The 18400-nt window shown below is 64.5% G+C and carries 15 protein-coding genes and 1 pseudogene; 5 read left to right on the forward strand and 11 right to left on the reverse strand.

Annotation, left to right across the window (positions count from 1 at the left end; genetic code table 11):
* Nucleotides 1–476 precede the first annotated feature (476 nt).
* A complete protein-coding gene (gene rne / locus ACF8SD_RS14725; protein WP_392484601.1) occupies nucleotides 477–3779 on the forward strand; it encodes a ribonuclease E in 3303 nt (1100 codons plus the stop codon).
* A 251-nt stretch (nucleotides 3780–4030) separates the two neighbouring features.
* Here the strand turns inward: rne and murB are convergent, their stop codons facing one another.
* From murB to ACF8SD_RS14765, 8 genes are all read right to left on the reverse strand, one after another.
* Nucleotides 4031–5050 (reverse strand): UDP-N-acetylmuramate dehydrogenase, encoded by a 1020-nt coding sequence (gene murB, locus ACF8SD_RS14730; RefSeq protein ID WP_173890704.1) that lies wholly within the window; start codon nucleotides 5048–5050, stop codon nucleotides 4031–4033.
* The gene (locus tag ACF8SD_RS14735) at nucleotides 5047–5511 is read right to left on the reverse strand and encodes a low molecular weight protein-tyrosine-phosphatase (protein ID WP_392484602.1); all 465 of its coding nucleotides are present in this window, start codon (nucleotides 5509–5511) and stop codon (nucleotides 5047–5049) included. Before ACF8SD_RS14735 ends, murB begins: the two co-directional genes overlap by 4 nt.
* A complete protein-coding gene (gene kdsB, locus ACF8SD_RS14740) occupies nucleotides 5511–6275 on the reverse strand; it encodes a 3-deoxy-manno-octulosonate cytidylyltransferase (RefSeq protein ID WP_054905782.1) in 765 nt (254 codons plus the stop codon). Before kdsB ends, ACF8SD_RS14735 begins: the two co-directional genes overlap by 1 nt.
* Nucleotides 6272–6457: a Trm112 family protein gene (locus tag ACF8SD_RS14745; RefSeq protein WP_003247142.1), complete on the reverse strand. Its 186-nt coding sequence runs from the start codon at nucleotides 6455–6457 to the stop codon at nucleotides 6272–6274. The genes kdsB and ACF8SD_RS14745 overlap by 4 nt, the downstream gene beginning before the upstream one ends.
* A gap of 43 nt (nucleotides 6458–6500) precedes the next feature.
* Entirely contained in the window at nucleotides 6501–7502 is a 1002-nt protein-coding gene (gene lpxK, locus ACF8SD_RS14750; RefSeq protein ID WP_173890706.1) for a tetraacyldisaccharide 4'-kinase, read from the reverse strand.
* Complete coding sequence (locus tag ACF8SD_RS14755) at nucleotides 7502–7936, reverse strand: biopolymer transporter ExbD (RefSeq protein ID WP_012271149.1); 435 nt, start codon at nucleotides 7934–7936, stop codon at nucleotides 7502–7504. The genes lpxK and ACF8SD_RS14755 overlap by 1 nt, the downstream gene beginning before the upstream one ends.
* Nucleotides 7933–8568, reverse strand: a complete 636-nt coding sequence (locus ACF8SD_RS14760; protein WP_009685211.1) for a MotA/TolQ/ExbB proton channel family protein — start codon at nucleotides 8566–8568, stop codon at nucleotides 7933–7935. The genes ACF8SD_RS14755 and ACF8SD_RS14760 overlap by 4 nt, the downstream gene beginning before the upstream one ends.
* Nucleotides 8569–9065: 497 nt before the next feature.
* On the reverse strand, nucleotides 9066–11279 hold the full coding sequence (locus ACF8SD_RS14765) for a DNA internalization-related competence protein ComEC/Rec2 (protein WP_392484603.1): 2214 nt from the start codon (nucleotides 11277–11279) through the stop codon (nucleotides 9066–9068).
* Between the two features lie 142 nt (nucleotides 11280–11421).
* On the opposite strand from ACF8SD_RS14765, the pseudogene ACF8SD_RS14770 reads away from it, so the two are divergent.
* Nucleotides 11422–11928 (forward strand): annotated as a pseudogene (locus ACF8SD_RS14770) (DUF2062 domain-containing protein); the annotation flags it as partial.
* Between the two features lie 9 nt (nucleotides 11929–11937).
* Here the strand turns inward: ACF8SD_RS14770 and ACF8SD_RS14775 are convergent.
* The 3 genes from ACF8SD_RS14775 to ACF8SD_RS14785 form a co-directional block, all read right to left on the reverse strand.
* Nucleotides 11938–12717 (reverse strand): ABC transporter permease, encoded by a 780-nt coding sequence (locus ACF8SD_RS14775; protein ID WP_009681883.1) that lies wholly within the window; start codon nucleotides 12715–12717, stop codon nucleotides 11938–11940.
* Nucleotides 12714–13646 carry an ABC transporter ATP-binding protein gene (locus ACF8SD_RS14780; RefSeq protein WP_173890709.1) on the reverse strand — a complete coding sequence of 311 codons (933 nt, stop codon included), beginning with the start codon at nucleotides 13644–13646 and terminating at the stop codon, nucleotides 12714–12716. The genes ACF8SD_RS14775 and ACF8SD_RS14780 overlap by 4 nt, the downstream gene beginning before the upstream one ends.
* A 146-nt stretch (nucleotides 13647–13792) precedes the next feature.
* The gene (locus ACF8SD_RS14785) at nucleotides 13793–14416 is read right to left on the reverse strand and encodes a glutathione S-transferase (protein WP_392484604.1); all 624 of its coding nucleotides are present in this window, start codon (nucleotides 14414–14416) and stop codon (nucleotides 13793–13795) included.
* 284 nt (nucleotides 14417–14700) lie between these two features.
* Between ACF8SD_RS14785 and ACF8SD_RS14790 the strand changes: the two genes are divergently transcribed.
* From ACF8SD_RS14790 to ACF8SD_RS14800, 3 genes are all read left to right on the forward strand, one after another.
* Nucleotides 14701–17148 carry an acyl-CoA dehydrogenase gene (locus ACF8SD_RS14790; protein WP_392484605.1) on the forward strand — a complete coding sequence of 816 codons (2448 nt, stop codon included), beginning with the start codon at nucleotides 14701–14703 and terminating at the stop codon, nucleotides 17146–17148.
* A gap of 117 nt (nucleotides 17149–17265) precedes the next feature.
* Nucleotides 17266–17676, forward strand: coding sequence for a PA2817 family protein (locus tag ACF8SD_RS14795; RefSeq protein ID WP_392484606.1), 411 nt, complete (start codon nucleotides 17266–17268; stop codon nucleotides 17674–17676).
* Nucleotides 17677–17859: 183 nt separating this feature from the next.
* Nucleotides 17860–18399: a fimbrial protein gene (locus tag ACF8SD_RS14800; RefSeq protein WP_392484607.1), complete on the forward strand. Its 540-nt coding sequence runs from the start codon at nucleotides 17860–17862 to the stop codon at nucleotides 18397–18399.
* Nucleotide 18400: the final 1 nt, after the last annotated feature.

Raw genomic sequence — 18400 nt, forward strand, 5'->3', positions numbered from 1 at the left:
CTTGGACATGTAATGGCGTCAGCTTCCCATTCGAAGCTGGCGAAAAATGCAACCCGTTGCGGATTCAGCGCGCGGCAGCACCCGAATTATCAGGGATACGTGCAGGGTGGAGATGCACAGCCCTCGGACCGTGTAGCACCGCGTCCGGCCAGCAGCCGATTGAAGGCTGGTGAGCGGATAAGGTCCTGAACAGATGCCCCCGGGCGTCCACGGCTGACGGTTGATTCCTCCTCCTGACTGAGTGCACAAGGCCCGCTTGGTTGATTCGGATACCCATTCGAAGCCACCGGGGCCTTGTTGGCACCGCAGCAAACAGGACGCGTCGTCGCGACAACGGCAGGCTGGGCAACCGGCTGGTGCCGAACGTTGCTCGACACGGGGGTGGCCCGGCCACCCTTTGCGCACCTTGGCACCGACCATGAGACGTCGTGTGTGCCGAACGCCGTTTCCGGCAGCCCGGAAACCGACGGTACAACATGAAAAGAATGCTGATTAACGCAACTCAACCCGAAGAGTTGCGTGTAGCCCTGGTGGACGGCCAACGTCTCTACGACCTGGACATCGAGTCCGGCGCGCGTGAGCAGAAAAAGGCCAACATCTACAAAGGCAAGATCACCCGCATCGAACCCAGCCTCGAAGCCGCCTTCGTCGACTTCGGTTCCGAACGTCACGGCTTCCTGCCGCTGAAAGAAATCTCCCGCGAATACTTCAAGAAAACCCCGGAAGGCCGGGTGAACATCAAGGAAGTGCTCAGCGAAGGCCAGGAAGTCATCGTTCAGGTCGAGAAGGAAGAGCGTGGCAACAAAGGTGCCGCCCTCACCACCTTCATCAGCCTGGCCGGCCGCTACCTGGTACTGATGCCCAACAACCCGCGCGCCGGTGGCATCTCGCGCCGCATCGAAGGCGAAGAGCGCAACGAACTGCGCGAAGCCCTGAACGGCCTGACCGTACCGGGCGACATGGGCCTGATCGTGCGCACCGCCGGCCTGGGCCGCAGCAGCGAAGAAATGCAGTGGGACCTGGACTACCTGCTGCAGCTGTGGACCGCCATCAAGGAAGCGTCCCTGGACCGCGCCGCGCCGTTCCTGATCTACCAGGAAAGCAACGTCATCATTCGCGCCATCCGCGACTACCTGCGCCAGGACATCGGCGAAGTATTGATCGACAGCATCGACGCCCAGGAAGAAGCCCTGACCTTCATCCGCCAGGTGATGCCGCAGTACGCCAGCAAGGTCAAGCTCTACGAAGACAGCGTACCGCTGTTCAACCGCTTCCAGATCGAAAGCCAGATCGAAACCGCCTTCCAGCGCGTGGTCGACCTGCCGTCCGGGGGCTCGATCGTGATCGACCCGACCGAGGCCCTGGTGTCCATCGACATCAACTCGGCGCGCGCCACCAAAGGCAGCGACATCGAAGAAACCGCCCTGCAGACCAACCTGGAAGCGGCCGAGGAAATCGCCCGCCAGTTGCGCCTGCGTGATATCGGCGGCCTGATCGTCATCGACTTCATCGACATGACCCCAGCCAAGAACCAGCGCGCCGTCGAAGAGCGCGTGCGTGAGTGCCTGGAAGCCGACCGCGCCCGCGTGCAGGTGGGCCGCATCTCGCGCTTTGGCCTGCTGGAAATGTCCCGTCAGCGCCTGCGCCCATCGCTGGGTGAAAGCAGCGGCATCGTCTGCCCACGTTGCTCCGGCACCGGCATCATCCGTGACGTCGAGTCGCTGTCGCTGGCCATCCTGCGCCTGATCGAAGAAGAAGCCCTGAAAGACCGCACCGCCGAAGTGCGTGCCCAGGTGCCAATCCCGGTGGCAGCGTTCCTGCTCAACGAAAAGCGTAATTCCATCACCAAGATCGAGCTGCGCACCCGTGCGCGCATCATCATCCTGCCGAACGATCACCTGGAAACCCCGCACTTCGAAGTCCAGCGCCTGCGCGACGACAACCCGGAAGTGCTGAACAACCAGTCCAGCTACGAAATCGCCGCCAGCGAAACCGAAGAAGCACCACAACCGACTGCCACCCGTACCTTGGTTCGCCAGGAGGCGGCAGTGAAAACCGCCCCGGCCCGCGCCAATGCACCGGTACCGGCCGCCGCCGAAGAGCAGCAGCCTGCACCTGCCGCCCCCGCGCCGAGCGCGCCGGAGCCAAGCCTGTTCAAGGGCCTGGTCAAGTCGCTGGTCAGCCTGTTCGCCGGCAAGGACGAGCCTGCCGCTGCCCCGGTCGCCCCTGCCGCCGAAAAACCGGCCGCCGAGCGCAGCCCACGCAACGAAGAACGCCGCAACGGCCGTCAGCAAAGCCGCAACCGCAATGGCCGCCGCGACGAAGAGCGTAAACCACGCGAAGAGCGTGCTGAGCGCGCACCACGCGAAGAGCGTCAGCCACGCGAGGAACGCGCTGCGCGTGAAGAACGTGCGCCACGTGAAGAGCGCGCCCCGCGCGAAGAACGTGCACCACGCGAAGAGCGTGCACCACGTGAGGAACGCGCCCCACGCCAGCCACGCGAAGACCGCCGTGGCAACCGTGGCGAAGAGCGCGTGCGCGAACTGCGCGAGCCGCTGGATGCCACCCCGCCAGCCGAGCGTGAAGAGCGCCAGCCGCGCGAAGAGCGCGTAGCCCGTGAAGAGCGTGCCCCGCGTGAAGAACGCGCGCCGCGTGAAGAGCGAGCACCACGTGAAGAACGCGCGCCGCGTGAAGAGCGAGCACCACGTGAAGAGCGCGCCCCGCGTGAGGAGCGTGCACCACGTGAAGAACGCGCCCCGCGTGAAGAGCGTGCACCACGTGAAGAACGTGCTCCGCGTGAAGAGCGCGCCCCGCGCCCACCCCGTGAAGAGCGTCAGCCACGCGCGGCCGAAGAAGCGGCCGAACAGGCTGCCGAGCTGGCCGAAGAGCAACTGCCGAATGAAGAACAACTGCAAGACGAGCAGGAAGGCACCGATGGCGAGCGTCCGCGCCGCCGCTCGCGTGGCCAGCGTCGCCGCAGCAACCGTCGTGAACGTCAGCGCAATGCCAATGGCGAGCTGATCGACGGCGAAGAAGAAGGCAGCGACGAACAGCCACAGCAGCACCAGGCCACCGAGCTGGGTGCTGAACTGGCGGCCGGCCTGGCCGTGACTGCCGCTGTCGCTACCAGCAACATCAGCAGCGACGCCGAAGCCCAGGCCAACCAGCAGGCCGAGCGCGCCACCGCTGACGTCGTTGCCGCTGCAGCAACCGACAACAGCGAAGCCGCCCAGCCGGTTGAGCAGGCTGAAAAGGTCGAGCAAGTCGAAGTTGGCACCAAGGTTGAAGAAGTGGCCGTGGCCCCAGTGGTCGAGCAGCCGGTCAGCGAGCCTGTAGCCGTGGTCGAGGCAACTGCCGAGCCAGTGGTCGAAGTCGCGCCACAACCGGTCGTCGAAGAAGCGCCTGTTGTCGAGCCGGCCGTGGCTGTCGAAGCTCCGGTAGAAGCGCCAGCTGTCGAAGCCGGTGAAATCGAGCAGGCCCCGACCGTGGTCGAGGCTGCGCCGGCTGCCGAACAGCCTGCCCCGGTTGCCGAAGCCCAGCCAGAAGTAGTGGCCGAGCCTGCACCTGTGGTTGTCGAGCCTGCGCCGGTCGCGGCCCCAGCCGTGGTAGAGCCTGCCACTGTCATGCTGGCCAACGGCCGTGCGCCGAATGACCCGCGTGAAGTTCGCCGCCGCAAACGTGAGGCCGAGGCTGCCGCCAAAGCCGCGCAGGAAGCTGCTGCAGCCGCCGGAGAGCCAACCCTGGAAACCGCCGATGAGCAAAAGCCTCATCATGGTTGATAGCCAAGGCTGAATGAAAAAGCCCCGCCAGTGCGAACTGGCGGGGCTTTTTCTTGGCCTATCACTTTATGTCAGCGCCGGCGCTGCCCTTTGTAGGAGCGGCCTTGTGTCGCGATGGGGCGCGTAGCGGCCCCAGATTTCAGCGTCAATGCAAATATTCCTGGGGCCGCTTTGCGCCCCATCGCGACACAAGGCCCGCCCCTACAGGTTCTGCACCGCCCTCTAATGCAGCGGTAAACCTGTGGGAGCAATCAGTACAGGTTAGGCTCCATCTCCAGCTCAACCCCGAACCGTTCGAGGATATCGGCCTGGATCCGTCGCGCCAGCGCATGCATCTGCACCCCGCTCGCCTGGCCATAGTTAACCAGCACCAGCGACTGCAAACGATGCACCCCGGCATCACCTTCGCGATAACCCTTCCAGCCCGCCTGCTCGATCAACCAGCCCGCCGCCAGCTTCACCTGGCCATCAGCCTGGGGATAAGCCACCACGCCCGGGTACTGCGCACGAATACGCTCAACCAGTTGCGTCGATACCACCGGGTTCTTGAAGAAACTCCCGGCATTGCCCAGCTCTGCCGGGGCCGGCAGCTTCTCGCGACGAATGCTGCAGATCGCATCACTGATCGCCTGCGCGGTCGGCGTAGCCACCCCCTGCTGGGCCAGGCGTTGGCGCACCGGTCCGTAGTCCAGGTGAGCCTGCAAAGTACGACTCAAGGCGAACCGAACGCGCAGGATCAACCAACGCCCAGGGTTACGCTTGAACAGGCTGTCGCGATAACCGAAGGCACATTCCGCCAGATCGAAGTCCCGCAGCTCGCCAGTTTCGCGATCCAGAGCGGTCAGACCAACGAACACGTCCTTGATCTCGACCCCATAGGCCCCCACGTTCTGCATCGGCGCGGCGCCCACGGTACCGGGGATCAGGCTGAGGTTTTCCAGCCCGCAATAGCCCTGCGCCAGCGTCCACTGCACGAACGGGTGCCAAGGCTCACCGGCCTCGGCCTCGACCACGATGCGCTCGCCATCGTCGCTTAGCACGCGGCGGCCACGGCTGGCCATGTGCAGCACCAGCGCGTCGATATCGCCGGTCAACAGCAGGTTGCTGCCGCCACCGATCACCAGCACCGGCAGGCCGCGCTGGTGCGCCTGCGTCAGCGCCTGGCGTATCTGCTCGTCATCATGCGCCTGGCTGAAGTACCGCGCCTTCACGTCGATGCCGAAGGTGTTGTAAGGCTTGAGCGATACCTGCTCCTGCCATTGCCCGGTCATAACCGCCCCTTGATTTCCAGCACCAGCGCCTGGCAGGCCGATTCGATCAGGTCGAGTACCTGCTCAAAGCCATCGGCGCCGCCGTAGTACGGGTCAGGCACTTCATCCAATGCCGCACCATAGCGGCGCAGGAACAGGTCAAGCTCGCCCGTCGCCGTTGGCGGGCGCAGGGCACTCAGGTCGCGAAGGTTGCTCTCGTCCATGGCCAGCACCAGGTCGTATTCGGCGAAGTGCCGCTGCTTGACCTGCTGCGCGCGTTGCCTGGACAAGTCATAGCCACGCGCCTGCGCCGCCTTGCAGGTGCGGCTGTCGGGTGGTTTGCCAACGTGCCAGTCGCTCGTACCCGCAGAGGCCACATGCACGCGGTCGGCGAGCCCGGCAGCCTGTAGCTGGTGGCGCAGCACGCCTTCGGCAGTGGGCGAGCGGCAAATGTTGCCCAGGCACACGAACAGTACGCGCATCAGGCCTCCAGCAAGCGCCGTACGCGCTCCAGGTCTTCAGCGGTATCTACGCCCACGGCAGGCGCTTCGATCGCGTCCTCGACGTGGATGCGTACACCGTGCCACAGGGCACGCAACTGCTCCAGGGCTTCGGTCTGCTCCAGCCAGCACGGGCCCCAGCTGACGAAGTCGTGGAGGAAGCCCACGCGGTAGGCGTACATGCCGATATGGCGGCGGTAAGGTACGCCGGCGGGCAACTGGTCCTGGCCTTTGGCGAAGGTGTCACGCGCCCACGGCAGCGGCGCCCGGCTGAAGCTCAGGGCAAGGCCATGCTTGTCGCTGACCACCTTCACCGCATTGGGGTTGAACACGGTTTCCGGCTCATGGATCTGCTCGGCCAGGGTGGCGATGGCCGCTTGCGGGTGAGCAGCCAGGTTGGCAGCTACCTGGTCGATGATCACCGGCGGGATCAGCGGCTCGTCACCCTGCACGTTGACCACGATGGCATCGGCCGCCAGGCCCAGTTGCGTCGCCACTTCAGCCAGGCGGTCGGTACCCGACTCATGGTCGACACGCGTCATCAGCACTTCGGCGCCAAATGCCTGGCAAGCTTCGAAGATGCTGGCATCGTCGGTAGCAATGACCACGCGGCTGGCCGCGCTCTTGCGCGCCTGCTCCCATACATGTTGCACCATCGGCTTGCCGGCGATGGCCAACAGCGGCTTGCCTGGCAAGCGCGTGGAACGCAGGCGGGCAGGAATCACCACGGTGTAGTCAAGGCTCATTTGTCCAGGCGCTCGTCGTCGGTCAGGGTACGTGCCTCGCTCTCCAGCATGACCGGGATACCGTCGCGAATCGGGTAGGCCAGGCCGGCACCCTTGCTGATCAGCTCGGTCTTGTCGGCGCTGAGCTTGAGCGGGCCCTTGGTGATCGGGCAGGCGAGGATATCGAGCAGTTTGGTGTCCATTGAAGGCTTCCTTTAGGCCAGATGGCCAGAAATGAAAACGGGCTCAGGGCTGGTGCAGCAAACGCTGCAGTTGGCTGTCGAACCAGGCGCTGAATGCCGGCGTGGGCTGTGCTTCGACAGCCAGGTACCACCAGTCGTCGGCGGCGAAGGCGCGGCATTTCACGGCGTCTTTCTCGGTCATGACCAGCGGTAGCGGTGGGCTGAAGGCCAGGCTCCGGGCGCTGAATTGTGCATGGTCGGCAAAAGGGTGCGGCAGCGGCTGCCAGTTTAGCCCCAGCAGGGTATTGAAGAAACGTTGCGGGTTGCCGATACCGGCCACCGCGTGCAGGCGCTGGCCGGCGGGAAAATGGTCGAGTGCGCGGCGCTCGCCGCTGCGCAGGTTGACCAGTGCGGATGGCTGCAGGCGCAGGCCAAAGCCACCGGCACGGTCTTCGCCGGCACCATTGAACAGCACCGCGTCGGCGCCCTGCAGGCGTTCGGCAGGCTCGCGCAGCGGGCCGGCCGGCAGGCAGCGGCCGTTGCCCAGGCCACGCGCGGCATCGATCAGGACCAGCTCCAGGTCACGTGCCAGGCGGTAGTGCTGCATGCCGTCATCACACAGGATCAGGTCCAACGGTTCACTGGCCAGCAGGGCCTGCACGGCCCTGGCGCGATCTGGGTCGATCATCAGCGGTACCCCACTGCGCTGCACGATCAGCAGCGGTTCGTCCCCGGCCTGTTCGGCCGACTGGTCGGCCAGCACCCGCCACGGCAACTGCGGCGGTTTGGCGCCATAGCCACGGCTGACCACGCCGACTTTCAGCCCCTGCTGGCGGCAATGCTCGATCAGCCAGAGAATCATCGGTGTCTTGCCGGTGCCACCCACGGTGATATTGCCCACCACGATGACCGGCACCGGTGCGCGGTAGCTGGCACTTTCACCCTTTAGAAAGCGCGCGCGCTTGCGCGTGACCACGCGGCGGTACAACGCCTCCAGCGGGCGCAGCAGCGCCAGCGCCGGGTGCCCGGCGTACCAGGCGGCGAGCAGGCGGTCGGCGATAGCCATCAGGGCGTGCCCTGGGCCGCCTCGACGGTGGTCATGCGCAATTGGCTGAAGCCGAGCTTGCCGGCAGCATCCATCGCAGTGACCACAGCCTGGTGCGGGGTCTTGCCATCGGCACTGATGGCCAGCGGCAGCTTGTTGTCACCACCCGACTCACGCTCGATGGCCTCGCTCAGGGTGGCCAGGTCGCTCTTGGGCAGCAGGTGGTTGTTCACCGAGTACACGCCTTCGGCGCTGATGGTGATTTCCACCAGCTTGCCCTGGTCGGCCGGCGCCTGCTCGGCACTGGCGGCCTCTGGCAGCTCGACCCGCAGCTGCGTTTCACGGGTGAAGGTGGTGGTGACCACGAAGAACAGCAGCAGCACGAACACCACGTCGATCAGCGACGCCAGGTTGATGTCGACGTTCTCCCGCTGGCGATTGCGCCGGAACTTCACGCCTTGCCTCCAGCCACTTCCACTTCGCGGTCGCCCTGCAGCACTTCCACCAGCTTGATCGCCTCCTGCTCCATGCCCACCACCAGTTCATCGATGCGGCGCAGCAGGAAACGGTGGAAGAACACCGCCGGAATACCAACCATCAGGCCCGCCGCCGTGGTGACCAGGGCCTTGGAAATACCACCGGCCAGTACCGCGGCGTTGGCGGTCATCTGCGTGCCCATGAAGGCACTGAAGATGTCGATCATGCCCAGCACGGTGCCCAGCAGGCCCAGCAGCGGGGCCATGGCGGCGATGGTGCCGAGGGTGCTGATGTAGCGCTCCAGCTCGTGAATGACGCGCGAAGCCGCCTCTTCGATGCACTCTTTCATGATTTCGCGGCCATGGCGCGAATTGGCCAGGCCCGCGGCGAGGATTTCACCCAGTGGCGAATCGGCGCGCAGCGCCTTGAGCTTGTCACTGGTGAGTTGCTTGTCCTTGATCCATATCCAGACCTGGCCGAGCAAGTGTGGCGGGGTGACGCGGCTGGCGCGCAGGGTCCACAGGCGCTCGATGACGATAGCCATGGCAGCGATGGAGCTCAGAATGATCGGCAGCATCATCCAACCACCGGACTTGACCAATTCCCACACAGTAAACGCCCCTTCGGATAAAGGCCGCCACTCTACCATAGGCACGGCGGAGGCTCATCTGCCGGAGGTCAGGGAGCATGCCTTGGATGGGTATCAGGGCTGACAGGGGCATGCCTTGGGTGGGTATCAGAGCTGACAGGTGCATGCCTTGGGTTTTCCAGCGCCTGTGAGACCGAGCGCCGCCCGCGCGGCGCATCGCCGGCAAGCCGGCTCCCACATCTGTTTCGGGCCAGTTACTCCTGCACCTTAGGCGCGCGCACCCTTGGTGCATGGCTGGATATTGATGAAAGACAGAGGCGACACCTTCAATATCGAAGGGAACGAACAAGGCGCGCAGCGGTGAGTTCACAGGAGAGACTGGCTCAAAACAGATGTGGGAGCCGGCTTGCCGGCGATGCGCCGCGCGGGCGGCGCTCGATTTCACAGGCGCTGCAACTGTCATGGCGAACCCCTGGGGCATAGAAAATGTCATGGCAAGCACCTGCAAGCCCCTCCCCTCACTCCCCCCGACCCCGCCAGAACCGCCGCTGCCCCCGCATCCCCTCAACCTCCCCCCACCCGCCCAACACCAACCGCAAAGCCCCCTGCACCGCCGTGTCATGCACCACCACCCCATGCCGCCGGTACCGCTCCACCACCTGCGCATGCGGGTGCCCAAAACTATTGTTGCGCCCCCGCGATATCAGCACCCCACGCGGCGCCGTGGCACGCATGAACATCTCGCTGGAAGAACTGCGGCTGCCATGGTGCGGCGACTGCAGCCAGTCAATGCGTGGCGCGTCGGTCGCCGCCAGCCAGGCACGCTCCGCCCCCGCTTCCATGTCGCCGGCCAGCAACAACCGTTCCCCCTGCGCCTCGACCAGCAACACACAGGAGCGGTCATTACTGCTGCGCCCATCCGCCCAGCGCCACAGCGAAAAACGCACGCCATCCCATTCCCATTGCTCGCCACTGGCACAAGGTTGCAACTGAACATCATCCAGCGCTTCCCCACCGATAACCCGCTCGACCGGCAAACCCCGCTGTATCGCCCCAGCACCGCCGGCATGATCGGCGTGGGCATGGCTGATGAGCATCACGTCCAGGTGACTCACCCCCAACTTGCGCAAGGTCGGCAACACCACCCGCTCCCCCAGGTCGTAGTCGCCCCTCGCCGGCCCGGCGTCATACAGCAGGTTGTGATGCCGGGTGCGCAACAGCACCGCCAAGCCTTGGCCGACGTCCAGTTGCCAGACCTCCACCTGCCCGAAAGGCACCGGCTCGCGGGGCACCCAGAGGGCCAACAGCATCACCCCGCCCAACCCTCGCAGCGGCACGCCACGGGGCAGCAGCACCAGCAAAGCCCCCAGGCAGACCAGCAGCCAGGCCCATAGCGGCAGGGCTGGCGGCACCCATGCCGGGCGTTGCTGCGCAACCAGCGCCAGCACCTGAAACAGCACATCCAGCAAGCCACCTGCCAGCCACAACAAGGCCTCCCCAGCCCCACCCAACGGCAACAGCAAGGTACCCAGCAAGGCCAACGGCAGTACCGCCAGGCTCACCCAGGGCACCGCCACCAGGTTGGCCAGCGGCGCACTCAGGCTCACCGGCAAGCCCACAGCCAGGAGCACCGGCAACAAACCGATGGCAATCACCCACTGCGCCCGCGTCCAGGCTTGCCATGGCCGCCATGCCCCCAGGCGGGCACTGAAGCAAAACACCAGCGTGGCCACGGCGCCGAACGACAGCCAGAAGCCCGGAAGCAGTGCCGCCAGCGGCTCGACCAGCAACACGGCCACCAGCGCCAGCAACAGTGGCAGGAACGCCCCCAGGTGCCGAAAACGCAACCGCCACAGCAACACCACGGCCAGCATCAGGCAGGCACGCTGTACCGGCACCCCCGCGCCGGCCAGCCAGCCGTAGGCCAGTGCCGCCCCCATGGCCAGCGCGCAGGCCGAGGGCAGCCATGGCAGACGCGCGGGCCACAGCCCCCAGCGGGCCAACCCGGCGACCAGGCCATAGAGCAAACCGGCGACCAAGCCAATGTGCTGGCCGGAAATCACCAACAAGTGCACCGTGCCGGTGGCCTGCAACGTCTGCCAATCTTCCCGCGCAAGACCGGCCCCGTCGCCGAGCACCAGGGCCACTAGCGCGGCCTGCCGGCCGTTGGCATCGACCGCCAGCAAGCGCTGGCGCAGCGAGTCCCGCCACCCATAGCTGGCCGGCGCCAGCAGTTGCCCCGCCTTCACCGTACCGGTAGCACCGACCCGCCGGGCCAGCAGCTGCGCTTCACGGTCCGGCCCATGCGGGTTCAACAACCCTGCCGGGCGCTGCAAGGTCACTGCCAGCCGCCACTGCTCGCCAGCCCGAACCGGCGGCCCGTCGAACCAGCTGACCTGCAGGCGTTGCGGCAATTCGGCACGGCGCGAACGGGCGGCCTCCAGCTCGAAACGCACACCGTGCGCAGTGCGCGCCGGCAAACCGACCACCCGCCCCTCCAGCCACAAGGTGCGGCCATCCAAAGCGGCCGCCAGGCGGTCATCCACGGCCTGCTGGGCAGACCAGCTGGCCCAGCACAGCCCCAACAGAAAACAGCCCAATGGCCACCCGCGGGTGAACAGGCAGACGCCAGCGCAAGCCGCCAGCACCCACAACCACCCGTCCGGTGGCAATGCAGGAAGAAAGCCCAGGCACAGCAGCCCGAGCGCAAGCGCCAACATCCCTGTGCGCATGAGGTAGAGCTCCAGAAGCGAAATCACCTTCTGAGGCATAGCCCAATTGCCGGCACGGCTTGCTCAACAATTGTCACAAACTCTGAACGAGGCTGAGCGGGAATAAGGGCATACTGCCCGGGTCAACGCTCCGGGAGCCTACATGCCGCGCCGACTTTTCAAACGCTACATGCCGGACCCGACCAGTATTCGGGAACACAAGTCCTTACGCTTTTTCGGCAAGTTGCTGCACGACCCGAACCTGTGGCACCTGAACCGCCATTCGGTGGCGCGGGCCATGGGCGTTGGCCTGTTCGCGGCACTGATCCCGATGCCGGCGCAGATGCTGCTGGCCGCCGCGCTGGCCATTCCAGTGCGCGGCAACCTGCCGATCGCGGTGAGCCTGGTATGGTTGACCAACCCACTGACCATGCCGCCGGTGTTCTTCGTCACCTACATGACCGGCGCTTGGCTGATGCAGGTACCACCGCGCACATTGCCCGACGAACTGACCTTCGAGTGGATCACCGACCAGCTGTCGACGCTGTGGCAACCCTTCCTGCTCGGCTCGGTGGTGTGCGGCGTGGTGCTGGGCATCCTTGGCTACTTCGGCACCATGCTGTACTGGCGCTGGTGGGTGGGCCGGCAGTGGCGGCGGCGCCAATGCCGGTGCAAGGCCTCAGGCGCGCATGCCGCGGCCGCTGACCAGCAGGCGCACACACAGCAGGTAGAGCACCGCGGTGGCCACCAGCATGAAGGTGATCGCCGTACCAATGCTGATATCCGACACCCCTAGGATGCCGTAGCGGAATGAGTTGACCATGTGCAACACCGGGTTGGCCAGCGACACGGTCTGCCAGAATGGCGGCAGCAGGTTGATCGAATAGAACACCCCGCCCAGGTAAGTCAGTGGCGTCAGCACGAAGGTCGGGATGATCGAAATGTCATCGAAGTTGCGCGCGAACACCGCGTTGACGAAGCCCAACAGCGAGAAGATGGTCGCGGTCAGCAGCACCACGGCCACGGTCACGCCCAGGTGGTGCACCTGCAGGTCGGTGAAGAACATCGACAGGATGGTCACGATCACCCCCACCGCCAGGCCACGCAACACGCCACCCAGCACATAACCGACGAGAATGATGTGCGGCGATACCGGCGACACCATCAACTCTTCGATCGAGCGCTGGAACTTGCTGCCGAAGAAGCTCGACACCACGTTGCCATAAGAGTTGGTGATCACCGACATCATGATCAGCCCGGGCACGATGTATTGCATGTAGGTGAAACCACCCATGTCACCGATCTGCCGGCCGATCAGGTTACCGAAAATCACGAAGTACAGGACCATGGTGATCGCGGGCGGCAGCAGGGTCTGCGGCCAGATGCGCAGAAAACGCCGCACTTCACGGTAGACGATGGTGTTCAGGGCGACCCAGTTGGTACGCAGTTCCACACTCATACGGCCACCTTCGACAGGTTTTTTTCCACCAGGGACACGAACAGCTCCTCGAGTCGGTTGGTCTTGTTGCGCAGGCTTTGCACTTCGATGTTCTGCAGGGCCAGCTGGCCGAACAGCGCGGTAATGCCGATGTCCTTGTCCACCTGCACTTCCAGCGTGTGCGGGGTCAGCAGCCGGCAAGGGTAGCCTTGCAACAGCGGCGCCGTGGCCAGGTCCTGCTTGAGGTCGAGGACGAAGGTTTCGACATGCAGCTTGCCCAGCAACTGGCGCATGCTGGTGTTCTCGACGATGGTGCCGTGGTCGATGATGCCGATGTTACGGCACAGCTGCTCAGCCTCTTCCAGGTAATGGGTGGTGAGGATGATGGTGATGCCCTTCTGGTTCAGCTCGGTGAGAAAGCTCCACATCGACCGGCGCAGCTCGATGTCCACCCCGGCGGTAGGTTCGTCCAGGATCAGCAGGCGCGGCTCGTGAATCAGCGCGCGGGCAATCATGAGGCGGCGCTTCATGCCACCAGACAACGAACGCGACTGCACGTCGCGCTTGTCCCACAGACCCAGCTGGGTCAGGTATTGCTCGGCGCGCTCTTTGGCCAGTTTGGGCGGGATGCCGTAGTAGCCGGCCTGGGTCACCACGATATCGAAGGTTTTCTCGAACTGGTTGAAGTTGAACTCCTGCGGCACCACGCCCAGGCAGCGCTTGAGCGCGGCGGGCTCGCGGTCCAGGTCATGGCCGAACACGTTGACCGTGCCGCTGGTCTTGTTCACCAGCGTGGACAGGATGCCGATGGTGGTGGACTTGCCGGCGCCGTTGGGGCCGAGCAAGGCGAAGAAGTCACCTTCGGCAACGTCCAGGTCGATGCCCTTGAGGGCCTGGAAGCCGTTGCCGTAGGTTTTGGTGAGCTGTCGGATGGACAGGGCAGAACTCATAGCGGGTCACTTACCGAAGAATAAGGTGCAGGACACGCCAGATAACGTCACTGGCGCAGTGAGTGCGGCCAATGGTGCAAGGCCTGGCCGCACAAGTACAGTCATGTGTATTGATAGTGACTATCGAAACAGCCGTGGTGTTCGATTCAGGTCAACGCCGTCATCACCGCAGCCTGGTAGGCCGGGCGTGCCTTGAGTCGTGCGTACCAGTCTTCCAGATGCTGCATGGCCGGGCGCTCGATGGGCAGCTCGAACCAGGCATAGGCGAAGCACCCCAGTGGGATGTCGCCCATGCCGATCTGGTCACCGGAAAGATACGGTTGCTTGGCCAGGGCTGCATCGGCCATCGCCAGCAGCTCGGCACAGCGTTTGTGCGCAGCGTTGATCGCCACCCAGTCGCGCTGGTCTTCCGGGGTACGCAGCAGGCCCCAGAACAGCGGGCGGAAGGGGGTTGCCAAGGATGACGTGGTCCAGTCCATCCACTTGTCGGCCAGGGCGCGCTGGCGTGGGTTTTCCAGGTACCAGCCTCGCTCGGCGCCGTACTCGGCGCACAGGTAGCGGACAATGGCGTTGGACTCCCACAGGACCAGGTCGCCGTCCTCCAGCAGGGGCACCAGGCCGTTGGGATTGAGCGCGCGGTAGTGCGGCTCGTTGACCACGCCGAAGGCGCCGCCGGCGTCGATGGACGCGAAGTCCAGGCCCAGTTCGTGGGCAATCCACAGCGCCTTGCGCACATTGCTCGAATTCTTGCGGCCCCAGATCTTCAGCATGGCAACGTCCTTATGAATGTGGAGGGCTGCACAGTCTACTCCAGAGTTTTCTCGCCTGTACCGGCCTCCTCGCGGGCGCGCCCGCTCCCACAGGTGTCTCACCAGTCTCGAACCCTGTGATATCCCTGTGGGAGCGGGCGTGCCCGCGAAGAGGCCGGCACAGGCTGAAAATATCCTGAAACTCCCACCGCCACACCCTGTCACTGTTCTGACCCTGCCGTTCACAGCGTTGCGTCTAAGCTATCCGGGACGGCTCAAGCCCTTGGTTCCAAGGAGGACCGATTATGTTGCTGTTATGGTTGGTAGTGCTGGTGATCGGCGCGGCATACCTCACGCACCGGCGCCTGGCGCCCCTGCAGATTCTCGGCAGCGTGGCGGCCTATGCCCTGCTGATGAGCATTTTCAGCAGCGCCCCCGGCTGGCTGCTAGCGCTGATCTGGATCGTGCTGGCGCTCAAGGTAGCCCTGGTGGCGCTGCCCGACTGGCGCCGCAAGGTGTTCACCGGCCGGGTGTTCAACTGGTTCCGGCGCACCCTGCCGCCCATGTCGCAAACCGAGCGCGAAGCGATCGACGCAGGCACCGTCTGGTGGGACGGCGAACTGTTCAGCGGCCGCCCCGACTGGCGTACCCTGCTGGCCTATCCTGCACCAAAGCTGACCGAGGAAGAACAGGCCTTCATCGACGGCCCCACCGAAGCGCTCTGCGCAATGGTCAGCGACTGGCAGATCGGCCAGGACCTCGACCTGCCGCCCGAAGCGTGGGCGCATATCAAGTCGAACGGTTTCTTTGCCCTGATCATCCCCAAGGAATATGGCGGTAAAGGTTTCTCCGCCTATGCCCACTCCCAGGTGGCGATGAAGCTGGCCACCCGCAGCGGCGACCTGGCCTCGACCGTGATGGTGCCCAACTCCCTGGGGCCCGCTGAGTTGCTGCTGCACTACGGCACCGATGAGCAACGCAACCACTACCTGCCGCGCCTGGCCCGTGGCGAAGAAATCCCCTGCTTCGCCCTCACCGGCCCATTGGCCGGCTCCGACGCTGGCGCCATGCCCGACACTGGTGTCATCTGCAAAGGCCAATGGCAAGGCGAAGAAGTCCTCGGCCTGCGCCTGAACTGGGAAAAGCGCTATATCACCCTCGGCCCGGTGGCGACCCTGCTGGGCCTGGCCTTCAAGGCCTACGACCCGGACCATTTGCTGGGCGAGCAGGAAGAACTGGGCATCAGCCTGGCCCTGATCCCTACCGACACCCCCGGCGTCGAAATCGGCAAGCGCCACCTGCCGCTGGGCGCTGCCTTCATGAACGGCCCCAATAGCGGCAAGGACGTATTCGTGCCACTGAGCTTCCTGATCGGTGGCCAGGCCATGCTCGGCAAGGGCTGGATGATGTTGATGAACTGCCTGTCGGTGGGCCGCTCGATTTCCCTGCCCGCCGTCGGCACGGGGGCGGCCAAGTACACCAGCCTGGTCACCGGCCAGTACGCCAATATCCGCGAGCAGTTCAATGTGCCGCTGGCGGCCTTCGAAGGCATCCAGGAATCCCTGGCACGCATCGGCGGCAACGCCTGGCTGATGGACAGCGCCCGCCTGCTGACCGCCAAGGCCGTGGACCTGGGCGAAAAGCCCTCGGTGCTGTCGGCGATTCTCAAGTACCACCTTACCGAGCGCGGCCGTGAATGCATCCAGCATGCCATGGACGTGCACGGCGGCAAGGGTATCATCATGGGCCCGAACAACTACCTGGGCCGTAACTGGCAAGGGGCGCCGATCTTCATCACCGTCGAGGGTGCCAATATCCTCTCGCGCAACCTGATGATCTTTGGCCAGGGCGCCATCCGTTGCCACCCGTTCGTGCTCAAGGAAATGGCCCTGGCCGGGCGCCATGACCACGACCAGGCACTGCGCGAGTTCGACGACCTGTTGATGCAGCACATCATGTTCGCCGCTGGCAATGCGGCCAGCACGCTGGTATTCAACCTGGGGCTGGGCCGCCTGGAAAGCGTGCCCGGTGATGCATTGAGCCAAGGCTACTTCCGCGCGCTCAACCGCCAGGCCTCAGCCTTCGCCCTATTGGCTGACCTGTCGATGATGCTGCTGGGCGGCGCACTCAAACGCCGCGAGCGGCTGAGCGCACGGCTGGGTGATGTGTTGAGCTACCTGTACCTGTCCAGCGCTGCACTCAAGCGCTACCACGACCTGGGCTCGCCGGAGCACATGCGGCCATTGCTGCGCTGGGCCATGGAAGAAAGCCTTGGGCAGGCGGAGCAGGCCCTGGACCGGTTGCTCGACAACTTCCCCAGCCGATTTGTGGGTTGCGCACTGCGTGTGCTGGTATTCCCCTTCGGCCGCCGGCATAACGGGCCGAGCGATGAGCTGGATGCCGAAGTGGCGACATTGATCGGCCGCAGCAAGGGTGATCCCGCACTGGAAGAGCTGCTAGCCGGTTGCTTCAGGCCCCAGGCCGAAGGCGACCCAGTGGCGGCCCTACAACGGGCTAGCGACCTGCTGGATGAAGCCGCGCCTCTGCATAAGGCGCTAAACCATGCGATCAAGCAGGGCCAGGTCAGGGCCGCACCTAGGCAGCCGCTTATCGAGGCAGCAGTCGAAAGCGGTGTGCTGCAGCCTGGCGAAGGGCAACGGCTGTATGCCGCGGAGCAAGCGCGCCGGGCAGTCATCGATGTGGATGCCTTCGACAAGGAGCAGTTGTTGCCTGAACCAGGCAAGGTGCGCTGAACCAGAGCGGGGGGAGCAGGCTTGCCGGGGACAAGGCTCGCAACGCTCCCCGCTTTTCAGCCCCAGGCCGAACCGGCGTATACTCCGCGCCCGTTTCAACCAATCGAGGATCGCCCCATGGCCACCCCCCACTTGGAATACCACCTGCAACTGCTCAACCACCTGCGCACCATCCTGGCGGCCCTGGGTGATGCCGAGCAGGTCCCGGAGGAAAGCCACACCCTGTTCCTCGACCGCTTCGATGAACTGCTCACGCTGCTGCCGCAGGACCCGCTGCACAGCCAGTACCTGGGCCAAGACCTGATCTGCCAAGTGATCCAGCGCTACCCGCAGATCGCCCATCTGGTGCCGCGGGATCTACTGTGGTTCTTTGGCGGCGATTGCCTCCACTTCATGCCCGATGACGAACTTGCCCTCTATCAGCAACTGGAAGAACGCCGCTATGAGGCTGAGCAGAACGACGAACCTTTCGACTGGCATGCGGAAAAGCAGTTGCTGAACGCAGCGGGCGCAGTGCCCCGCCACTGACAGGCCTGGCGCCTGGCATTTACCCGCTGGGGTTGGGAAGTATCACCATCCAGGTTTCCCCTCGGCCTACATACTTCTCCACGCCCTATCCATACGCTGATCGGGTTCCAAGCATGCTCCGGCACTTGGAACGCTGCGTGCTCCTCAAGCAGCCCGCCCACCTCTCAACGTAAGGATAAGGACATGAACAAAACGCTTATCGCGCTCATCTTCAGCCTGGCAAGCAGCAGCGCATTTGCCGCCACCGAAACCGGCAAAATTCTCTTCAAGGGCCACATCAATGGGGGCAGCACTTGCCCCATCGAAGTCGTCGATCCGGGTTTGGGCGGCACGGGCTGGGTAGATCTCGGGGTATACCCAGTCAAGTACTTCACCAATAACGATTCTACCACCGATGTCGCGTTCGCTCTGCGAGTCGAAGCCGATGGCACCTGCGTCGTCCCACCGGGTGGCAACGCCAAAGTGCAATTCGACTCGGTGAACGGTGATGCGGGGGCCAGCAGCGAATACTACGCCATTCGCACTGCGGGTGCCGGCGGCCTGGCACTGGAAATCAAGGATGATGATTACGACTCGATCCCTCCACGCACTGATTCCAAGGATTACCCGGTGGCATCCACCGGCATCACCGACCTGAAGTTCTATGCCTCGCTGAGAAAGACTGGAACCGTGACTGACGGGGCTACCAACGCAGATGTGAACTTCATCGTCGCCCTTCCTTGAC

The sequence above is a fragment of the Pseudomonas sp. CJQ_9 genome (assembly GCF_043106615.1).
Lineage (GTDB): Bacteria > Pseudomonadota > Gammaproteobacteria > Pseudomonadales > Pseudomonadaceae > Aquipseudomonas > Aquipseudomonas juntendi.